The 19,883-nt window shown below is 71.3% G+C and carries 19 protein-coding genes; 9 read left to right on the top strand and 10 right to left on the bottom strand.

Features of this window, described 5'->3' with window-relative positions; genetic code table 11:
* Positions 1–6: 6 nt before the first annotated feature.
* Entirely contained in the window at positions 7–288 is a 282-nt protein-coding gene (locus tag HCN51_RS17140; protein WP_168010583.1) for a hypothetical protein, read from the bottom strand.
* 186 nt (positions 289–474) lie between these two features.
* On the opposite strand from HCN51_RS17140, the gene HCN51_RS17135 reads away from it, so the two are divergent.
* From HCN51_RS17135 to HCN51_RS17125, 3 genes are read left to right on the top strand one after another with little or no spacing between them, the layout of a single operon-like run.
* Positions 475–663, top strand: a complete 189-nt coding sequence (locus HCN51_RS17135) for a hypothetical protein (protein ID WP_080043851.1) — start codon at positions 475–477, stop codon at positions 661–663.
* Between the two features lie 43 nt (positions 664–706).
* Entirely contained in the window at positions 707–1,852 is a 1,146-nt protein-coding gene (gene xylA, locus HCN51_RS17130; protein ID WP_168010582.1) for a xylose isomerase, read from the top strand.
* Positions 1,849–3,282: an FGGY family carbohydrate kinase gene (locus HCN51_RS17125; RefSeq protein WP_168010581.1), complete on the top strand. Its 1,434-nt coding sequence runs from the start codon at positions 1,849–1,851 to the stop codon at positions 3,280–3,282. The genes xylA and HCN51_RS17125 overlap by 4 nt, the downstream gene beginning before the upstream one ends.
* Before the next feature lie 243 nt (positions 3,283–3,525).
* Here HCN51_RS17125 and HCN51_RS17120 read toward each other — a convergent pair whose 3' ends face one another.
* The gene (locus tag HCN51_RS17120) at positions 3,526–4,935 is read right to left on the bottom strand and encodes an MFS transporter (RefSeq protein WP_168010580.1); all 1,410 of its coding nucleotides are present in this window, start codon (positions 4,933–4,935) and stop codon (positions 3,526–3,528) included.
* Positions 4,936–5,029: 94 nt separating this feature from the next.
* On the opposite strand from HCN51_RS17120, the gene HCN51_RS17115 reads away from it, so the two are divergent.
* The 4 genes from HCN51_RS17115 to HCN51_RS17100 all read left to right on the top strand — a co-directional run bounded on the left by HCN51_RS17115 (position 5,030) and on the right by HCN51_RS17100 (position 9,071).
* Positions 5,030–5,485, top strand: a complete 456-nt coding sequence (locus HCN51_RS17115) for a MarR family transcriptional regulator (RefSeq protein ID WP_168010579.1) — start codon at positions 5,030–5,032, stop codon at positions 5,483–5,485.
* Positions 5,486–5,596: 111 nt separating this feature from the next.
* Positions 5,597–6,292 carry a DUF998 domain-containing protein gene (locus HCN51_RS17110; protein ID WP_168010578.1) on the top strand — a complete coding sequence of 232 codons (696 nt, stop codon included), beginning with the start codon at positions 5,597–5,599 and terminating at the stop codon, positions 6,290–6,292.
* A gap of 56 nt (positions 6,293–6,348) precedes the next feature.
* Complete coding sequence (locus HCN51_RS17105) at positions 6,349–8,700, top strand: sensor histidine kinase (protein WP_168010577.1); 2,352 nt, start codon at positions 6,349–6,351, stop codon at positions 8,698–8,700.
* Positions 8,697–9,071: a DUF742 domain-containing protein gene (locus HCN51_RS17100; protein WP_168010576.1), complete on the top strand. Its 375-nt coding sequence runs from the start codon at positions 8,697–8,699 to the stop codon at positions 9,069–9,071. Before HCN51_RS17105 ends, HCN51_RS17100 begins: the two co-directional genes overlap by 4 nt.
* A gap of 24 nt (positions 9,072–9,095) precedes the next feature.
* On the opposite strand, the gene HCN51_RS17095 is transcribed toward HCN51_RS17100, so the two are convergent.
* The 6 genes from HCN51_RS17095 to HCN51_RS17070 form a co-directional block, all read right to left on the bottom strand.
* The gene (locus HCN51_RS17095; RefSeq protein ID WP_080043843.1) at positions 9,096–9,668 is read right to left on the bottom strand and encodes a GTP-binding protein; all 573 of its coding nucleotides are present in this window, start codon (positions 9,666–9,668) and stop codon (positions 9,096–9,098) included.
* Positions 9,649–10,011 (bottom strand): DUF742 domain-containing protein, encoded by a 363-nt coding sequence (locus HCN51_RS17090; protein WP_080043842.1) that lies wholly within the window; start codon positions 10,009–10,011, stop codon positions 9,649–9,651. The genes HCN51_RS17095 and HCN51_RS17090 overlap by 20 nt, the downstream gene beginning before the upstream one ends.
* Positions 10,008–10,415, bottom strand: a complete 408-nt coding sequence (locus HCN51_RS17085; RefSeq protein ID WP_080043841.1) for a roadblock/LC7 domain-containing protein — start codon at positions 10,413–10,415, stop codon at positions 10,008–10,010. Before HCN51_RS17085 ends, HCN51_RS17090 begins: the two co-directional genes overlap by 4 nt.
* Complete coding sequence (locus HCN51_RS17080) at positions 10,412–12,559, bottom strand: sensor histidine kinase (RefSeq protein ID WP_168010575.1); 2,148 nt, start codon at positions 12,557–12,559, stop codon at positions 10,412–10,414. The genes HCN51_RS17085 and HCN51_RS17080 overlap by 4 nt, the downstream gene beginning before the upstream one ends.
* 164 nt (positions 12,560–12,723) lie before the next feature.
* Complete coding sequence (locus tag HCN51_RS17075) at positions 12,724–13,584, bottom strand: PrsW family intramembrane metalloprotease (protein WP_168010574.1); 861 nt, start codon at positions 13,582–13,584, stop codon at positions 12,724–12,726.
* 37 nt (positions 13,585–13,621) lie between these two features.
* Positions 13,622–15,166: an FAD-dependent oxidoreductase gene (locus HCN51_RS17070; protein WP_240972908.1), complete on the bottom strand. Its 1,545-nt coding sequence runs from the start codon at positions 15,164–15,166 to the stop codon at positions 13,622–13,624.
* A gap of 249 nt (positions 15,167–15,415) precedes the next feature.
* Here HCN51_RS17070 and HCN51_RS17065 point away from each other — a divergent pair, with 249 nt between their 5' ends.
* Positions 15,416–16,090, top strand: coding sequence for a hypothetical protein (locus tag HCN51_RS17065; RefSeq protein ID WP_168010573.1), 675 nt, complete (start codon positions 15,416–15,418; stop codon positions 16,088–16,090).
* A gap of 90 nt (positions 16,091–16,180) precedes the next feature.
* Entirely contained in the window at positions 16,181–16,657 is a 477-nt protein-coding gene (locus HCN51_RS17060) for a hypothetical protein (protein ID WP_080043836.1), read from the top strand.
* Here HCN51_RS17060 and HCN51_RS17055 read toward each other — a convergent pair.
* Entirely contained in the window at positions 16,654–17,583 is a 930-nt protein-coding gene (locus HCN51_RS17055; RefSeq protein WP_168010572.1) for a winged helix-turn-helix domain-containing protein, read from the bottom strand. The genes HCN51_RS17060 and HCN51_RS17055 overlap by 4 nt on opposite strands.
* Before the next feature lie 257 nt (positions 17,584–17,840).
* A complete protein-coding gene (locus HCN51_RS17050) occupies positions 17,841–19,877 on the bottom strand; it encodes a glycosyltransferase family protein (RefSeq protein ID WP_168010571.1) in 2,037 nt (678 codons plus the stop codon).
* Positions 19,878–19,883: the final 6 nt, after the last annotated feature.

Below are 19,883 nucleotides of genomic sequence, written 5' to 3'. Positions count from 1 at the left end.
CGCGCGTCAGGCAGGTCGCGGCCCGTCGTCGTTGTAGTCGTTCCTGTCGTCCTCTCCATCCAGCTCGTCGTCCAGCATGCGCAGCGCGCGCTCGAAGGCGTCGCTGACCGGCCGCAGCGCCTGCGAGAACGCGGTGACGAGCGGGCCGAAGATCTCGCTCACCTCGGTCATGAGGTCGGGGCTCTTGCTCTCGGGAGGCGCCCAGCGCATGGCGTCGGCGCTCAGCGTCTCCCACTCGTCGACGACGCCGTCGATGGCGTCGAGCACGTGATCAGGATCGCTTGGCATGACGATTGCTCCGTGAAAGGGCCGTTACGTCCACGGTACGTCATGAGGCGATCGGCCCGCCCGTACCGGCCTGCGGAAAGGCGGCGTCTCACAGGTCGGGACGCCCGGACACGCGGGCCGGGGTAACGAGCGAACTGTCGCCCGGAGGCCGTAGCGTTCTCCCGGTACCCGACCGAGGAGAGGCCGATGCACGACACTGACGATGCACTGTTCAGGGCGGTTCACGGGGTCGCGGGCAGGTTCGCCGGCCAGCCCGTCCCGGTGGTGATGGAGGCCTTGCTGCGTCACCTGCCCAAGGCTCCGGGCATCGAGGTGACGGACATCAGGAAGATCGCTGAGGAGATCAGCGTGGGGCGTGACCCGTCGGGCCTGTGAACAACCGCTTGTGAACAACTGATCGCCAGGGGAGCATCGAACCATGTACGAGCCAACCCCTGACGATCGATTCACGTTCGGTCTGTGGACGGTCGGCTGGCAGGCACGCGATCCGTTCGGGGACGCCGCACGGGCGCCCCTCGACCCGGTCGAGAGCGTGCACCGGCTTGCCGAGCTGGGGGCCTACGGCGTCACCTTCCACGACGACGACCTGCTCGCCGTCGAACCCGATCGCGAGCGGGCGATCGCGTCCTTCAGGAAAGCGCTCGCCGAGACCGGGCTGAAAGTGCCCATGGCCACCACGAACCTGTTCACCCACCCCGTCTTCCGCGACGGCGCCTTCACCAGCAACGACCGCGACGTGCGCCGATACGCCTTACGCAAGGTCATGCGCAACCTCGACCTGGCCGCCTCGCTGGGCGCCTCCACCTACGTGTGCTGGGGCGGCCGCGAGGGGGCCGAGTCCGACGCCGCCAAAGACGTACGCGCCGCGCTCGGCCGCTACAAGGAGGCCATCGACCTGCTCTGCGGCTACGTCCGCGAGCGCGGCTACGACATCCGCTTCGCCATCGAGCCCAAGCCGAACGAGCCCCGCGGCGACATCCTCCTGCCCACCATCGGCCACGCCCTCGCCTTCATCGGCCAGCTGGAGCACCCCGAGATGGTCGGGCTCAACCCCGAGGTCGGCCACGAGCAGATGGCCGGCCTCAACTTCGTGCACGGCATCGCCCAGGCCCTGTGGCAGGGCAAGCTCTTCCACATCGACCTCAACGGCCAGCACGGCCCCCGCTTCGACCAGGACCTCGTCTTCGGCCACGGCGACGTGATGAGCGCGTTCTTCCTCGTCGACCTGCTCGAACACGGCGGCTACGACGGGCCGCGGCACTTCGACTACAAGCCCTTGCGCACGGAGGACCCCGAGGACGTCTGGGTTTCGGCCGCCGCCAACATGCGGACGTACCTCATCCTCAAGGAGAAGGCCCGAAACTTCCGGGCCGACCCAGAAGTACGCGAGGCGATGCGCGCCTCCCGCGTCGACGAGCTCGGCCTGCCCACCCTCAACCGGGGTGAGACGCTGGCCGATCTCGCCTCCGACGACTTCGATCCCGACGCAGCGGCGCGGCGCGGATACCATTTCTCCCATCTCAACCAGCTTGCGCTGGAGCACTTGTTAGGAGTTCGTGGGTGACGCTGGTCGCTGGGGTCGATTCCTCCACGCAGAGTTGCAAGGTCGTCATTCGAGACGCGGAAACAGGAGAGCTGGTACGGCAGGGCCGCGCCACTCACCCGGCAGGCACCGAGGTGCACCCCTCCCACTGGTGGACCGCGTTGCTGCGGGCCCTGGAGGAGGCCGGTGGGCTCGACGGGGTGGCCGCCATCAGTGTGGGCGGGCAGCAGCACGGCATGGTCTGCCTCGACGAGAACGGGCACGTCGTACGCGACGCCCTGCTGTGGAACGACACCCGCTCCGCACAGGCCGCCCTCGACCTGATCACCGAGCTGGGCGGGCCCCAGGCATGGGCCGACGGCGTCGGATCGGTGCCCGTGGCCTCGTTCACGGTCACCAAGCTGCGCTGGCTCGCCGAGCACGAGCCGGACAACGCCCGCCGCACCGCCGCCGTGTGCCTGCCGCACGACTGGCTCACCTGGCGGCTGTCGGGCGCGCTGGCCTCCGGGGTGCCGTTCTCCGCCGCGGCCTGGGCGGACGCGCCGCTGCCCCCGCTCTCCCACCTGGTCACCGACCGCGGTGACGCCTCCGGCACGGGCTACTGGTCGCCCGCGACCGGCGCCTACCGTACGGACCTGCTCAAAACCGCCTTCGGTGCCGTCCCGCTGCTGCCCAAGGTGCTCGGCCCGGCCGACGAGGCGGGCGCGGCCGTCGCCGGCGGCGCGGGCCCCATCCTGATCGCGCCCGGCACCGGCGACAACATGGCCGCCGCCCTCGGCGTGGGCGCCCGGCCGGGCGACGTCGTCGTGTCGCTCGGCACGTCCGGCACCGTGTTCGCCGTCGCCGAGACGCCCAGCGCCGACCCCAAGGGCCTGGTCGCCGGCTTCGCCGACGCCACCGGGCGGTTCCTGCCGCTCGTCTGCACCCTGAACGCCGCCCGCGTCCTCGACGCCGCCGCCCGCATCGCCGGCGTCACCCTCGACGAGCTCAGCACCCTCGCCCTCCAGGCACCGCCCGGAGCCGACGGCCTCACCCTCGTCCCCTACCTCGAAGGCGAACGCACCCCCAACCGGCCCACCGCCACCGGCTCCGTCCACGGCCTCACCCTCGCCACCGCCACCCCCGCCCACCTCGCCCGGGCCGCCGTCGAAGGCATGCTCTGCGGCCTCGCCGACGCCCTGGACGCGCTCGCGATGCAGCCCGAGCGGGTCCTGCTGATCGGCGGCGCCGCCCGCTCCGAAGCCGTACGCCGGATCGCCCCCACGATCTTCGGCGTACCGATCACGGTGCCGCCACCCGCCGAATACGTCGCCGACGGCGCCGCCTTCCAGGCCGCCACCCTGGTCACGACCCCGGACTGGCAGTCTGGGGACACGGCCGTGTACGAGGGCGACCCGGTCCCCTCCATCCGCACCCGCTACGCCCGCGCCACCGGCCACATCCTGGACTGACACCCCCTTCCTGCACCCCCGACGGCCCTCGGCTTTCGGGGGTGCGGCGTTTCCGGGGGTGCGCTCCTTCTGAGGCTTTTCGGGGGTGCGAGGTTTCCGACGCGTACCGAGGCGTCGCGCCGCCCGCCACCGCCAGGTGCTGCACGGCGCCGGGTCGGCGGGGGTGGGGTGCGGCGGGGCTCGGCGCAACGAGTGTGGCGCCCGGCCCGGAGCGGGGCAGCGGCAGGCTGGTGACGGGGGCGCTCAGGCGCGGCGGGGGAGGAGGAAGGTGACGGCCAGGGTGAGGGCCAGGAGGGCGAGGCTGGCCCAGATCGTGGTGCTGAAGGCGGTGCCGTAAGCAGACGCGGCCGGGCCGGGGTGGGTCGCCAGCACCGGGAAGAAGATGGCGCCGATGGTGGCCACGCCGGCCGAGGCGCCCACCTGGGCGATGGTGTTGAAGAGGCCGGAGCCTGAGCCGGCGTGGGCGGACGGTACGCGTTCCAGGGTGAGCTGGGCGAGGGGGGCGACGGTCAGGCCCATGCCGGCGCCGCCGACGATCATGCCGGGGAGGAAGGCGAGCCCTCCGGAGGTGGCGGCGAGGGCCAGGAGGGTGAGGCCGGTGGCCAGGGTGAGGAGGCCGAGTTGGACGGTCGCCCGGCCCAGGCGGGGGAGCAGGACGGCGGCGCCGAGGGTGGCGCCGGCGGTGGTGGCGATCGGCCAGGGGAGCATGGTCAGGCCGGCCTCCAGCGGGGCCATGCCGAGGCCGGTCTGGAGGAGCTGGGTGAAGGTGAAGAAGAAGCCCATCACGGGGACGAAGAAGAGGAACTGGACGAGCAGGCCGCCGCCGACCGACCGCATCCGGAACAGGGACACTTCCACGAGCGGGGTGCCGCCACGCAGGGCCAGGTGTCGCTGGTGGCGGAGGAAGAGGGCGAGGACGGCGGCGCCGGCGGCCAGGCTGAGGTACGTCCAGGTGGGCCAGGGCAGGTGCTCGCTGCCGGCGATCAGCGGGTAGAGGATCAGCAGCAGGCCGGCGCCGCAGATGGCCATGCCGGTCACGTCGAGGCGGGGCCGGGTGGTGCCGCGGCCCCGTGGCAGGACGCGGGCGGCCACGGCCAGGGCCACGACGCCGACGGGGACGTTGATCCAGAACACGGCCCGCCAGCCCAGCCCGTACCAGTCGCCCTCCAGGAGGGTGGCGCCGAGGATGGGCCCGACGGCGGCGGCCAGGCCGGACAGGGAGGAGAAGGCGGCCATCGCGCCGCCGCGCTCGTGCGGCGGGTACATGAGCTGGATCTGCGAGAGCACCTGGGGCACCATCACGGCGGCGCAGATGCCCTGGACGACGCGGGCGGCGACGAGCAGGTCGGCGGTGGGGGCGGCGCCGCAGAGGGCGGAGGCGGCGGTGAAGCCGGCGATCCCGATGAGGAAGAGGCGGCGGTAGCCGTAGAGGTCGCCGAGCCGGGCGCCGGTGATGATGCCGAGGGCGAAGGCGAGCGTGTATCCGGCGAGCAGCCATTGGAGCTGCGCGGGTGACGCGCCGAGCTCGGCCCTGATGGAGGGGACGGTGATGTTGACGATGGTGACGTCGAGCAGGTCCATGAAGCTCGCGAGCAGGATGACGACCAGGGCGGTCGTGCGGGTGCGGCCGCCACTCGAAGCGGTGGTGGGCATGAGGGCTCTCCTGGCGGGACGTGGGAAGGTTGTCTTAGCGGAGAAGTATCTTAGCCACTAAATATCTTAGCCACGAAGATAATCGGGAGTGTGCGTGACCGCCAAATCGCGTGAGGAGCTGGCCGACGGCATCGTGCTGGCCATGACCGACCTGGCCGGCGCCCTGGGGCGGCTGAACGACGTGATCGCGCAGCGGTCCGGGGTCGGCCCCACGGACCTGCTGTGCCTGCACACGCTCAACCGGCTGGGCCCCAGCACCGCGGGGGTGCTGAGCGCCCGCCTCGGCCGGACGACCGGGGCCATCACCCAGATGATCGACCGGCTGCAGAAGGCGGGGTTCGTCCGGCGCCGCCCGAACCCGGAGGACCGGCGCAGCGTCGTGGTCGAGGCCGTGCCCGAGGCGCTGGCCAGGATCGCGGAGCTCTACGCGGGGCTGGACGCCCGCAGCCGCGCCCTGATGGCGGAGCTCTCGGAGGAGCAGTTGGCCGCCGTGCACGCCTTCCTGGTGGCCAGCCACCGGATCGCCGTCCAGGAGGCCGACGCGCTATGACCGGCCGGCGCGTCACGACCGGCCGGCGGGTGCTGACTCAGGGACGGCTCAGGGTCGGGTCGGGGGAGGCGCCGGATGTGACGTAAGGGGGCAGGCAGGGAGAGTGGGGGCATGACCGCAGTGAAGAGGCTCCACCCCGGGATCTACCCCTGGATCGCCTGCGCCTCGATCCTGTTCTCGGTGGTCGCCGTGGTGGTGGGCCAGTTCGGCCCCGACCCGTCCTTCGACCCCATGAACGTCACCATCAGCGAGTACGCCGTGTCCGACCGCGGGGGCGTCACGGAGGTCGCGATGGCGGTGCTCGGGCTGGGATCCCTGGCGCTGCTGGCGGGCCTGCGGTCGGTGGGGGCGCCCGTCAAGGGGGCGCCGCAGTGGTTGCTGATGGTGTGGTCGGGCGCTCTCGTGGTGGCCGCGCTGGTCCCGACCACGCCGCTCGGCCAGGACCTCGACGTGGCGGCCCAGATCCACCGGTACGTCTCGGTCGCGGCTTTCGTGAGCCTTCCTGCCGCCGGCGCGCTGATGGTGCCCAGGCTGGCCTCAGACGCCTCCTGGAAGCCCGTGGCGCGGGCGGTGGAGTGGGTGTCCCTGGCGGGGGGTTTCGGGCTTCTGGCGATCACGTACGTGGCTCTGCCGGGCGAGCGGGTGATGATCGGTCTCGTCGAGCGGTTGCTGCTGGGCGCCGAGGTGGCGTTGCTGGCGGTCCTGGCGGGGTGGCTGGTACGGCTCGCCTGGCAGAGGAGTGCCATCCGGGCCGCCATGGCAGCAAATTTCCCGACATATCACAGATTTATCGCTAGTCGATCTTAAAAGCATCTGTTTCGGTGCTATTCTCTCCCGCGATCTTCTATCCGGGAGCAGGTGTCATGGCATCGGGCAGATCCATCAGATTCAAGATCTCGACGCTGCTCGTCATCCCCTTGATCTCCCTGATCGCGCTCTGGGGCTTCGCCGCGAGCACCACGTCGGGAGAGGCTCTCAACCTGCTCAAGGTCGAGACCATCTGGACGGACGTGATCAACAACGCCGACGGCCTGGTCGGCAACCTCCAGATCGAGCGCCTGGCCTCCGCCGAGCGCCTGGCCGGCACCGCGAGCGACCCGGACGCGCTGGCCAAGGCCCGGGCCAAGGTGGACAACAACAACAAGACGCTGCGCCAGCGGGCCATGGGAGAGGACGCCCAGTCGGCGCTCACCGAGGACATGCGGGCCCAGCTCCAGACGGTCTTCGAGGCGATCGACCGGCTGCCGGACATCCGGCGCAAGGTGGACGACCGCCGGCTCACCCCCGGCGGCCTCGTCGAGGAGTACGCGAAGATCTCCGACGAGATCCACCTCCTGTACTCGCGCCTGACGATGAGCACGGACCTGGAGCTGGCGCTGCAGGCGCAGGGCCTGATCAACGCCGACGAGGTGCGCGAGCTGCTGGCCCGCGAGCACGCCCTGGTCATCGCCGCGAACGGCCGGGCGAACATGCACGACCTGCACCTGCTGTCCGGCATCGACGGCACCCGCAAGCACCTGTTCCCGAAGGCCCTGGCCAACCTCGACACCGAGCTGCGCGCCCCGTTCGAGAAGCTGTACTACTCGCCCCGCTACGTCACGATGGAGAACCTCCTTGAGGCCTACATCAGCGGCGAGCCGCTGGACCTGGACCTCTGGAAGGGCATCGCCGACCAGGTGCAGAAGGAGTACCGCGAGGCGATCTGGCGTACCGGTGACAAGCTGCTGGGCAGGATGGAGCCCGCGGGCGTGGCCATCGCGGTGCGGGCCGGCGTCGCCGGCGCGCTCGGCCTGATCGCGGTCATCGTCTCGATCGTCATCTCCATCAAGATCGGCCGCCGGCTCACCCGCGAGCTGGGCGCGCTCCGCCGTACGGCGCTGGACCTGGCCGAGATCAGGCTGCCCGACGTCGTCGCCAAGCTGCGCAAGGGCGAGCCGGTGGACATCGCGGCGGAGGCCCCGCCCATCACGGTCGGCCAGAAGGCGACCAGCGAGGTACGCGACCTGGCCGCGGCCTTCGACAGCGTGCAGTCCACGGCCGTGGACGCCGCCGTGGAGCAGGCCAAGCTGCGCGAGGGCGTCTCCGAGGCGCTGCGGAACCTGGCCAGGCGCAGCCAGTCGCTGCTGCAGCGCCAGCTCAGGCTGCTGGATGAGATGCAGCGCCAGACGGAGGAGCCCGAGGCGCTGGAGCGCCTGTTCAAGCTCGACCACCTGACCACCCGCATGCGCCGCCACGCGGAGGGCCTGGTGCTGCTGTCGGGCGGCGCGGCGGGACGCAGGTGGCGCGGCGTCATCCCGATGGAGGACGTGCTCAGCGGCGCCGCCGCCCAGGTCGAGGAGTACACCCGGGTCCGGGTCTACCCGATGCCCGAGGCCGGCGTGTCCGGCTCGGCGGTGGCCGACCTCATGCACCTGTTCGCCGAGCTGATCGAGAACGCCACCACGTTCTCCTCGCCCAGCAACGAGGTCTCCGTGCACGGTGAGATGGTCGGCAGGGGCTTCGCGGTCGAGATCGAGGACCGCGGCCTCGGCATGGACGAGGCCACCCGCAAGGCCGTCAACGAGCGGCTGGCCAGCCCGCCCGAGTTCGACGCCGCGCAGACCGAGCGGCTGGGGTTCGCGGTGGTCGGCATGCTCGCGGCCAGGCACGGCATCAAGGTGACGCTCAAGCCGTCGCCGTACGGGGGCACCACGGCCATCGTGCTCGTGCCCGCCACGCTGGTCGAGCCGATGGCGTCGCCGGTGCAACCGCTGGGGTTCGAGCCGGCGACGGTGTCGGTGGTCCGCTCGGACCAGCAGGAGCCCACGGGGCCGGGCGAGCTGCCGCGGCGCGTGCGTACCAGCAGGCGCAACGCGGGCGGTGCCGCCTCCTCCCCCGCGGCGCTGCCGCAGCAGGCGCCGCCGCAGGACGACGCGCCGCCGCGGCAGCAGCCGCCCCGGCGCGAGCGGCCCACGGGGCTGCCCCAGCGCAACAGGACGACCGGTCTGCCGCAACGTGAGCGGACCACCGGGTTGCCGCAACGCGACAGGACGACGAGCCTGCCGCAGCGGGAGCGGCAGACGGGGCTGCCGCAGCGGCTCAACCAGGAGCCGCCCCTCGCGGCACCGATCGAGGAGCGTTCGCCGGAGGAGACCAGGGCGCTGCTCTCCTCGCTCCAGTCCGGCTGGCAGCGCGGACGGCAGGAAAGCGACCAGGATGGGGGATCTCAATCGTGAGCCGCGAGCACGAGTGGGTTGACGAGGAGGCCGGGCCGGTCGTGCGGCCCTACGCGGTCGCGCGCGGGCGCACCAAGTCCGCCTCCTCCGAGGTCGACCTGCTGGCGACCGTCGTCTCGACGGGGCAGCCCGCCCCGTCCAAGGCCGAGCTGAGTGCCCAGCACCGGCGCCTGCTGGCCTGCGTGGCGGGCCGGAGCAGGCCCGTCGTCGAGGTCGCCTCGGACCTGGGCCTGCCCGTCGGTGTCGTCCGGGTGCTGCTGGGGGACCTGCTCGAACACGGCCTGGTGACCGTGCGGCCGCCGCGCGACAGGGCCGCCGCCCCGTCGGAGAGCCTGCTCCGCGAGGTGATCAACGGCCTGCGGGCGCTGTGACCGGCCCGTGAGGCGGTGCCGTGCTCAGTTGGCCGAGGTGAGCGTCCTCAGCGAGTGCTCGACCAGCGTGATCATGACCTCCTTGGCCGAGGTCCTGCGCCGCACGTCGCAGAGCATGACCGGGACGTCGTCGTCGAGGTCGAGCGCGATGCGCACGTCGTCCACGCTGTGCTGCTCGGCGCCGTCGAAGCAGTTGACGGCCACCACGAACGGCGTGCCGCGCTGCTCGAAGTAGTCGACGGAGGGGAAGCAGTCGGTCAGCCGCCGGGTGTCGGCGATCACGACCGCGCCCAGCGCGCCGTAGGACAGCTCGTCCCACATGAACCAGAAGCGCTCCTGGCCGGGCGTCCCGAACAGGTAGACGACCAGCCCTTCGCGGATCGTGATGCGGCCGAAGTCCATCGCCACGGTCGTGGTGGTCTTGGCCTCGACGCCGTCGAGGTCGTCGACGCCGATCCCGCGGTCGGAGAGCACCTCCTCCGTGCGCAGCGGCTTGATCTCGCTGATCGACCCGACCAGTGTGGTCTTGCCGACGCCGAACCCCCCTGCGATCAGGATCTTGAGCGCGACGGGGTCCTCAGAGAGCACGGAGTCCATTGATCACTTCCTTGAGAATGCGCTCATTCGAGCGCGCCCCTCCGGCGGAGGGCGACGTCACCGAGATGAGGCCGTGGTCACGCATGTCACCGAGCAGGACTCGGACGACACCGACGGGCAGGTCGAGCTCGACGGCCAGGTCGGCCAGCGAGATCGGCTCACGGGCTGCCCGCAGGATGAGTTGCTGTTCGGGGCCGAGGTCGCCAGGGGGATCACCGATGGCGCGCACGGTGGCCACGAGGTCGAACGCGTCTCCTGACGAGCGCGTGCGACCGCGAATGAGAGCATAAGGCCGGACGACGGGTCCCGCCTCCTCATCGAACCACTGCGGGCTATCGCTCATGACGCTCCAGCGCGCGGGTTGGTGGTGATGTGCTGGCCCACCCGCTTGACCAGCATCGCCATCTCGTAGGCGATCTGGCCGACGTCCACGTTCGCGTCGGCGATGACGGCCAGGCAGGTGCCCTGGCCGGCGGCCGTCACGAACAGGAACGCCGACTCCATCTCCACGATGGTCTGGCGCACGTCACCGCCGCCGAAGTGGCGCCCGGTGCCGCGGGCCAGGCTCTGGAAACCGGCCGCCACGGCCGACAGGTGCTCGGCGTCCTCGCGGGTCAGTCCCTTGGAATGCCCCACGGCGAGACCGTCGGTCGACAGGATGACCGCCTGGCGTACGGCGGCGACCCTCGTGGCGAGGTCGTCCAGCAGCCAGTTCAGCTCACCGGTGTTCGTGCTCGGCGCACTCATGCATCCCCCTTACTCACAGGCCCCTCCTGGGAGGCTTCTTCTCTGGCGCGTTGGGTGCCCCGCTGGAAGGCGGAGAACAGGTCGCGTACCTCGTCGGGAGAGCGTTCGGCCGGCTGCTCTGAGGCCGGCTGCTCTGAGGCCGGCTGCCCGGCGGCCGGCTCCGGCTCGCTCTCCTTGAGCCGGGGCGCCAGATTGGCCTGCCGCACCCGCCTCGGCAGCCCCGCGTGGGTGCCGGAGCTCACGACCGCGAGCGCCTTCTTCCTCGTACGGCTGGGCAGCGCGGCCTTGCCGTCACCGCCGGCCGCCTCCAGCGCGGACTGCTCGGTCACCAGGGAGCGCGGCACCAGCACGATGGCCGTGGTGCCGCCGAAGGGCGAGCGGCGCAGCAGCACCTTGATGCCGTGCCGCTGGGCCAGCGTGGCGACCACGAACAGGCCGAGCCGGTCGCTGTCGGCGAGGTCGAACTCGGGGGGCGCGGCGAGCAGCGCGTTGAACCGCGCGTACTCGGTGGCCGGCAGCCCGAGCCCCTTGTCCTCCACCTCGATGGCGTAGCCGTTGCTCACCATGTCGCCGCGCACCTGGACGACGGTGTCGGGCGGCGAGTAGATGGTGGCGTTCTCGACCAGCTCGGACAGCAGGTGGGTGACGTCGGCGGCGGCGGTGCCCTCGATGGCGCCGGGCGGCATGGTCTCGACGGAGACCCTGGTGTAGTCCTCGATCTCGGCGACGGCGGCCCGGACGATGTCGATCACGGGCACCGGCTTGCGCCAGGCCCGTCCAGGGGCGGCGCCGGACAGCACGATGAGGCTCTCGGCGTGCCGCCGCATGCGCGTGGTGAGGTGGTCGAGGCGGAACAGCTCTTCGAGCCGGTCGGGGTCGTGGGTGCGCCGCTGCATGGCGTCGAGCAGCGCGAGCTGGCGGTGCAGCAGGCCCTGCTTGCGCCGGGCGAGGTTGAGGAAGACCTGGCCGACGCCGTGCCGCAGCGCGGCCTGGCCGACGGCCGCCGTCACGGCGGTGTGCTGCACGTACCCGAAGGCCCTGGCCACGTCGGTGATCTCCGCGGAACCGCTCACCTTGATCGCCTTGGCCTCCTTCCGTACGTCGACGTCCTCGCCCTTGCGCAGCCGCGCGACGATGTCGGGCAGCCGCCGCTGCGACAGCTCGACCGCGGCGGCGCGCAGCCCTGCCAGCTCTCCGGCCAGGCGACGACCGAAGCGTACAGAGATGATGATCGACGCGAGCACGGCGATCAAGCCGAGGCCGCCGGCGACGGCGATCTCGACGACGGTGCCGGTGGCGGCGTCGGAGGTGCGGGCGGCCAGGGTGTCGGAGGAGGTCTTGCCGAGGTCGTCGAGGCGGCCGGTGAGCTTGTCGACGGCGGCGTGCCAGCCGTCGGCGTCGGGGGGAGGCGTGCCGGTCTTGATGACCCGCGACTCCATGGTGGCGAAGGTGAGGAACGGCTCGGTGGCGAAGATCTGCTCGTACGGCCGGCGCAGGGTCACGTCGAGGCCGGCCAGGCCGCGCGAGTGCAGGAACTTCCTGGAGGCGGCGTACTCGGTGAAGGCGGCCGTCTCCTGCGGGGTGAGCCGCCCGTCGGCCAGGGCGCCGATGACGAGGGCGTGCTCCCTGGCGATGTACTCCCTGGCCATGCCCATGGCCTGCAGCGACGACGCCTGCTGGAAGATCTCCAGGTCGGAGACGGTGATCAGGTGGTCGTAGAGCTGGAAGATCGCGTCGAGCACGCGGTTGTACTCGGTCAGCCCGGCCAGGCGGGAGCTGATGCCGTTGTCGATGTCCGACCGGATGAGGGCGAGCCTGTCGAGGGCCATGTTGAGGTTGTCGAGCGGCCGGCGCAGGTCGTCGCCGATGGCGCCGCCGGCGTCGGTGACGGCCTGCCGGAAGTCGGCGACGGACTTGTCGGTGCGGGCGCGCTGGCCGCCGAGCACCTCGGTGAGCTCACGCGTGGTGAGCGCCTCGGCGGAGCGGACGCGCTCGGCCTGGAGCTGTAGGCCCAGGTCGGTGGAGGTGACGCCGAGCGTGTCGTAGAGGGTGTTCGCGCGGAGCAGTGACTGGGCGTCGCCCATGGTGAGGTTGAGGACGAAACCCCACAGCGCGCTCAGAGACAGGAGGGGTAGCAGCAGCAATAAAAAGATCTTGAACCGAATTGACCGGTTTCGCGAGCCCATGTCCCAACCTCTAGTCGGGGGCATTTCCACACCTTGTGTAAATACACCTCCGGAAGATCGCACAGGAGACTAGCACCGATTATGCTTCCGGCGCAGTGGGAGGAAGACGTTCATTACCGGGATTATTGGGACAAGATCCCCCGATCCCGGCGTCCTGGGGCCAGAGTCGCCCACAGCCACCCGAGCGCCACCAGCGAGATCACGATGAGTCCCGCCCAGTTGAGCAGCGTGTACACGTGCACCTGCCACTGCGTCACGTGCGGCACCCGGCCGATGCGCAGCAGCTCGAACTGCCACGGCCGCCCCGTCAGCACCAGCGTGATCGCGATCGCGATCACGCTCATCGAGTCCCACAGCGCGTGCAGCAGCGAGACGCCCAGATAGGTCAGCACCACCGGCCCCGTCACCAGCCCGCCCGCGCGGAACAGCGCGCCGCCCGCGATCGCCGTCCACAGGCCGTGCCCGACCGGGGTCAGGATGCCACGCAGCACCTCCGTCTCGACGAGCTGCGACAGCGACAGCCCGTCGGCGGTGAACAGGGCGTTGAAGGCGTACCCGGCGCTCTCGAACGCGGCGAAGCCGAACCCGACGGTCGCGCCCAGCACCACGCCGTCCCTGGTCGCGCGCCTGACCACGTGCCGGGTGACGAAGATCAGGGCGGCCAGCTTGACGCCCTCCTCGATCAGGCCGACCAGCACGTACATGATGATCGAGGGCCGCAGCAGCCAGCTCTCCAGCAGCGACGCGCCGAGCACCCCCAGCACGCCGCCCACCACGAACGCCACGAACATGCGCTCGACCGTCACCTCGGGCGAGCGCGCCCGCCCGTACGCCCACACCACGAACGTCACCGGCACCAGGAAGCTGCCGAACAGCACCACGGTCGGCACCAGGTTCGAGTTGCCCGTCCAGCCCGTCACGACCACCGTGGCCAGCCACAGCACCAGCCCCGTCACGAAGACCCGCAGCCACACCGCCCTCATCGCGCCGCCTCCCCCGCCGCCCGCGGCCCTTCCGCTCTCATGGCGCCAGCTCCTCGACCGCCCGCAGCGCCGCCTTGAGCGCCGCCTCGCCGCGGGCCGCCGGCTCGGCGTCGGAGCCCGCGATCGCGATCCTGCCGAACCGCCCGCGCGCCGCCTCCGACGGGAACGGCCCGTCCGGGTAGAACGCGTGCCACGGCCGGCAGTACTCGGGGGCCAGCGCGTGCCCCCACCGGTGGATCGTGATCGCCGCGATGCCGCCGCCCGGGTCGAAGCCCGCTGGGCCGAGCAGCCGGGCGAGCTGGCCGCGTACGGTGTGCTCCAGCGTCTCGTACGGCGTCATGAGCAGTTCCTTCCTGCCCGCCACGGACCCGGCGGCCGGCCCCAGCTCCGAGCGGCACGGCGTGGCCAGCATCCGCACGGTGTCCGGCGGCGTGAACGCGGTCGCGCACCAGTACGCGCCCGTCCACCGCACGCTCCGCACGCCCAGCCGCCGCCAGGCCCCCGGGTCGCGCAGCCGTACGGTCGCCTCCAGCAGCGGCACCCGCGCCGCCTGCCGCAGCGCCCGCCGCCGCGCCGCCGGCAGGCCGGGCAGCAGGTACGGCACCACGGCGCTCCAGCACGCGAGGATCACCGCCCCGGCCTCCACGGTGCGCACCTGATGGCCGTCGAAGTAGGCCACGGTCGCGGACGCCGGGCCGTTGCGCACAGAGACGACCGGGCTGCCGGCCCGCATGCGCGCCCGCCCGTCCAGCGCGGGGGCGGCGGTCGCGGGCGGGCGCCCGTGCCAGTGCCGCCGCACGGTCGGCGAGTTGTACCGGGACGGCTCCGCCCTGCTGAGCCCCAGCCCCGCGAACCCCGGGTAGCCGGTGCCCCAGGCGTCGATCGCGCCGAACGCCCGCGTGTCGTACCCCCACTCGGCCGACGACATCGTCCGGCAGAACCGCTCCGCGTCGGGATGCGCCCCGCACACCTCGCGCAGGAACGCCGAGTACGTCAGCCCGGCCAGCCGCTCCAGCCGGCCCTCGGCCGTCGTCCCGGGGAACCAGTCGGGCGGGTCCTCGTGCAGCGCGCGCAGGTCCCGGCGGGCGCGGCGGGCGATCGGCAGCCGGTCGATCCAGCCGGGGGTGGCGGTCGAGACCAGGGTGTCGGCGCCGAAGCTCTCCTCGTCGCACATGACCGCGTCGAAGCCGGCCGTCTCCCAGGTGCCGGGCTCCTCCAGAGTTTCGTGGTCGTCAAAGGTCTCGTGGTTGTCGAGGAGCAGCACGCTCGCCGCGGGGTGGCGGCGCAGCCACTCGGCCGCCGCGCCGCGCCCGCCGCGCCCCCCGCCGACCACGACGAGGTCGTAGCTCTCGCCCGTGGGGACGGCGGGGCCCGCGTGCGCCCAGAAGCGGCCGTCCCGCAGCGCGTGCGGCACGCTGAGCGCCTCACTGGTGTCCCCGCGTACCGTGAGCGGGCCCGGCGGGTCCAGGAGCTTGGGAGCCGCGTTGCCGGCCCCGGCCACGCAGCTGACGGCGATGCCGTCGAAGAAGTCCCGGCGGGTCATGGGGACGTCCATCCCGAGTGCGCGCGGAGTGAGGCTCATGCCGCGATCATCAGCAGCCGGGAGAAAAGCCGCATCGGGACGCGCAGGGCCCGGGAAACATTTTGCCCGCCCTATTACCGGGAGGCCGATTCAGTGGGCCGGACCGCCTTCGCCCGCATCGTCCCAGGTGGTAGTGGCGGCGATGCTCGTCAAATCGCTGATTCCGGCAAATAGCGACGTTACTCTCTCCCGCGCACCGGGCTTCCTCTAGCGTTTTGACCAATGTCCATGCAGTGAAATGGAGCGGCCATGCATAAAGCCATTCCCGGCATATTTCTGAGCACTCTGGTCATCGCCGGGTGCTCCTCGGCCGAAGAGCCCAAGGCGCCCGCCGCCTCGGCGCCGCCCGCCCAGACCTCCGCCGCCGGCGCCAAGCTGCGGGCCGCGCTGCTGCCCGTGCCCAAGGGCATGAGCGTCGCGTACGGGCCGGAGACCGGCGAGTTCGGCACGCTCAAGTCCACCCAGCAGGGGCTTGAAGCGGTGCGCAAGGCCAGGGCGGAGCACCCCGAGTGCGCGGGCGCCGCCCAGCTCGACGCGGCCAAGCCCGACGTCGCCAAGTCGCCCGCCGCGGTCGTCGCCTTCTCCGCGGCCCGCGGCTCCATCACCCAGGCCGTGGTCTCGCTGCCCAAGGCCGCCTTCCCCGAGCCGCTGCCCAAGCAGTGCACGAACTACACGGCCGACGTCGGCGGCACGAAGGTCACGTACAAGACGAAGACCCTCGACATGCCCACCAAGGGCGACCAGTCGCGGGCCTACCTGACGACGGCGGCGGGCGACAAGAACAACGCGCAGATCGGCTCGGTCATGATTCGGCGGGGGACCGTGATCATGAGCATGCTGGTCGTCGGGCAGCGGGTCAAGCCGCAGGGCCTCTACGAGCTGGCGAACCTGGCCGACCAGAACCTCGCCCGGGTCACGCGATAAACTTCGCGATCTTTGGAAGTGACGGAGGCGGCTCCGCGACCCTTGTTAACGTCCCGAGCGTTGATCAGGACCGACATCTCAGGGGGAAACATGATCGTTCGCCGAGCCGCCGCCCTCCTGGCCGGTTGCGCCGCGAGCCTCACGCTGGCCGTGCCCGCCGCCCAGGCCGCCACCGTGCCGACCGCGGACCTGGTGCGCTACTACAGCGGCGCCAAGCACTGGAGCACCACCGGCGAGGCACCCGGCGGCCGGTACAAGCCGGAGGGGCACGTCACGATCCTGGCCGGCCGCGTCCCCGGCGCGATCCCGCTGTACGGCTGCATGGCCGGGCACGCCAAGCTGGACCAGTTCCTCAGCCTTCGGCGTGACTGCGAGGGCGAGAACAACACGTACCTGCGGCTGGAGGGCTACCTCTACGCCAAGCCCACGGCCGGCTTCACCCGCCCCATCTACCGCTGCCACTGGGCCGCGGCCGACAGCCACTTCTACTCGATCAAGGCCGACTGCGAGAACACGCCCACGACCAAGGTGACGGCCGAGGGCCGCCTCGGGTACGTCAGGGGCTAGCCGGCGGCCGCGTACAGGTCCACGAGGACGGACGCGCGGGGCGTCCGGAACACGTGGATCTCCCTGCCGTCGCGCCGCCGCGTGATCAGGCCGGCCTGCTCCAGCCAGTTGCAGTGGTAGGTGACCACGTTCGGGGCGTGCTTGACGCGCCTGGCCAGCGCGCCCATCGTCAGCGGGCGCTCCAGGCTGGTCAGGATCGCCGAGCGCACGTCCCCGACGAGGATCTCCAGCCGGTCGTCGCGGCCCTTCCCGGCGGGCTCCCCCATTTCCGTGCCGGGCAGCGGGTAGCCGATCCAGACGGCGTCGGGGCCGTCGAGGCGGGCGATGAGCGCGTTCGGGCCCGCCAGCATAGGCATCAGCACCAGGCCGCGGGAGCCGATCGAGAAGCGTTCGGGCTCGAAGTCGGGGAAGCTGAGCGTGTCGTCGCTGAAGCTGCAGTTGGCGTGCAGGTCGTTCAGTACCACGTCGAGCGACCTGCGGGCGGCGGCCACCGCGACCCGCTCCACCTCGCGCTCGAACAGCGGCCTGGCCTTCGCCCAGATCGGGCGCATCGCCGCCCACGCCGCCTCCACGAGGTCGGCGTAGCCGTGCAGCCAGCGGTTCGGGTCCTTCAGCGCCGGGTGCCAGTGCTCGGGGGGACGGCCGTCGGTGATCGTGTCCAGCTCCTCCAGGAGGGCGTCGGGCGGCAGGTCGCGCAGCATCTCGACCTGCGTCGGCACGTCGAGGTCGCGGGTGAACTCGCCGGGCAGCACCAGGTCGGGCAGCACGCTGAAGCCCGGAGTGGCCAGGGAGCGGACGACCATCTGGTCGGGGATCTCGGCGGCCGAGCGCACCAGGCGGCGCCACGGCTCGGGGGCGCCCCGCGTCCTGCCTGACAGGGCGTCCGTGATCAGGGCGAGCATCGACAGGCCCGGTGTCAGCGTCACCGACACCGGGATACGGTCAAGCCGTTCGATGACCAGGCTCGTACGCATGTCCGCCTATAACCCCATGTGTCCCTTTGGTCACACGACACTATAGCCGCGACCGCCATCCCACCCGCGTCCCTGCGCCTGCGCGTCTGTTCGCCGTCGCGTCCCGGGCGCGACGGCTCGCGTCCTTCAGGGGGAGAGGGAACCCGCGGGGGCGCGGGGTCCCCGCCGGTTCCGGATGAGGCCGGGGCGCGGGTCCCGCGCCGGTCGTCCTAGATGAGGACGTGGTCGTCCGGGCGGCCGACGAAGGAGAACTGGGCGTTCCTGGTCAGCTTGATGTGGTCGGCCTGCCAGGTGTGCATCGAGGTGTCCGCGCTGCGCCAGTAGACGAAGTTGAACCGGTCCGCCGAGTAGATCTTGACGCCGTCCTCCTTGAGCCGCCGCACGAGGTGCGTGTCCTCGCCCCGCGTGATGTCGGCGAACGGGTAGGCGCGGAACAGGTCGGCCTTGGCGAGGAACGTGCCGCCCTGGACCAGCCACGAGTAGCGGTGTTCGAGGCCGGGCAGCCGGAACATCGTCGTGTTCGTGCCCTCGAAGTAGGCGTAGTGCGCGCCCTTGCCGGTCATCTCCGCGTCGGAGAAGTCGAAGGAGCGGGCCAGGTCCGACAGGTAGTGCTCGCCGTACAGGTTGTCGTCGTCCATCTTGGCGATCAGCTCGCCCTCGGCGGCGGCGATGCCCAGGTTCATGCACGCGCCGAGCGACAGCGAGGCGTCGGCGGGCAGGACGGTGACGTCCGTGATGCCCGCCATGCGGGCCTTGTCCGCGACCACGACGGGGTCGATGTCGAGCCCGTGCAGCACCATGACGAGCTGCAGCGGCCGGTGGATCTGCTTGGCCACCGAGGAGATCGCGTGCTCGATCTGGGAGGCGCGGTTGGTGGGCAGCACGACGGTGATCGAGCGCGACCGGGGCGTCACGTGGTGGCCGAGGTCCTGGAGGATCTGGTCCACGCGGTGCGAGAACAGGTGCTTGTCGAACACCTCGCGCATCGCCAGGTGCCCCATCCTGGCGCGCAGCTCGGGGCTGTTGATCAGGTGCAGCACCTGGTTGTACGACTCGACCGGCTCGCGCGCGATCGGGATCAGGTCGCCGAACGTCTCCTCGATGGCCCGCGACCACCCCGACACCACCGGGGTCGCGCAGGCGGACAGCTCGAAGACGCGCCGCGCGCACATGGTGGGCGAGTCGAGCACCGAGTTGACGTTGAGGAAGACCTTGTACATCCGGTACGCGGCGAGCATCTGGTCGTAGGGCAGCTCGCCCACGATGTGCGGCCGGTACTTCTCGGGCCAGGCGTACTTCTCGTCGACCTCGCCGTTGCGGGCGAAGATGTGCAGCCCGAGCTCCCTGACGGGGTCGAGCACGGTCTCCATCTGCTCGCGCCGCTCGGGGTGCTTGTCGCGGAAGTACATCCCGGCGAAGACGACGTCGTGCAGGCGGCCCTTGTTCTGCTGGATCGGGTTGTGGACGCGCGGCTGGGCGGCGAACTGCAGCACGTCCACCCGGTCGTGTCCCAAAATTTCCCGATATTTCGGCAGCATGTCACCGTCGCAGGTGAACACGTAGTCGAACAGCTTGGCCGTGTCGATGAAGAAGTCGAAGTTCGGCGGGTCCTCCTTGTTCCAGAAGACCGTGGGGATGCCCTCGCGACGGCACCACGCCACCAGGTCGCGCAGCGGCTCCTTGGGGGCGTTCGTGCCGGTCATCTGGTAGCGCCAGCGCCCCTGGTTCCCGTGCCAGGCCGACTCGCAGAACAGCAGGTCGGGCCGCTTCTCCGCGAAGATCTCCGGCCAGTCCTTTAGGCCGAACTCGATCTGGTCCCACTCGTAGCGGAAGGCCATCCGGGAGAAGTCGTCGAGGATCACCGCGACCTTCAGGTCGGGGCGGTTGACCGGGCCGTTCGGCCACTTCACCGTCGGCACCTCGACCTGCGGCGGCCGGTTCTCCGCCGCCGCGATCGCCAGGCTCACGGGGATGGGCGCCTTGGGCGCCCTGTCCTTCGACCGGACGGCCTCGACGATCTTCCCCGGGCTCTTCGAGCCCAGGGCCTCGCCCAGCTTGTACGTGCGCTTGGCCTGCGTGGCCTCCAGCTTCCAGTTGGCGTACGCGGCCTTGGCCTCGGCGATCTCCAGCCGTCGCCGCAGCTCCCTGACCTCCGCCTCGTACCGCTCGACGAGCTTGCGCTCCTCGGGCAGCCAGTTGACGGGGCCGAGACGCTGGAAGGTGGGCTGTTCGGGGGTTTCGGCCATGGTGGT

This window comes from Nonomuraea composti, from assembly GCF_012034275.1.
In the GTDB taxonomy this organism is placed as follows: Bacteria; Actinomycetota; Actinomycetes; order Streptosporangiales; family Streptosporangiaceae; genus Nonomuraea; species Nonomuraea composti.
This window is presented reverse-complemented; position numbering and strand designations above follow the sequence as displayed.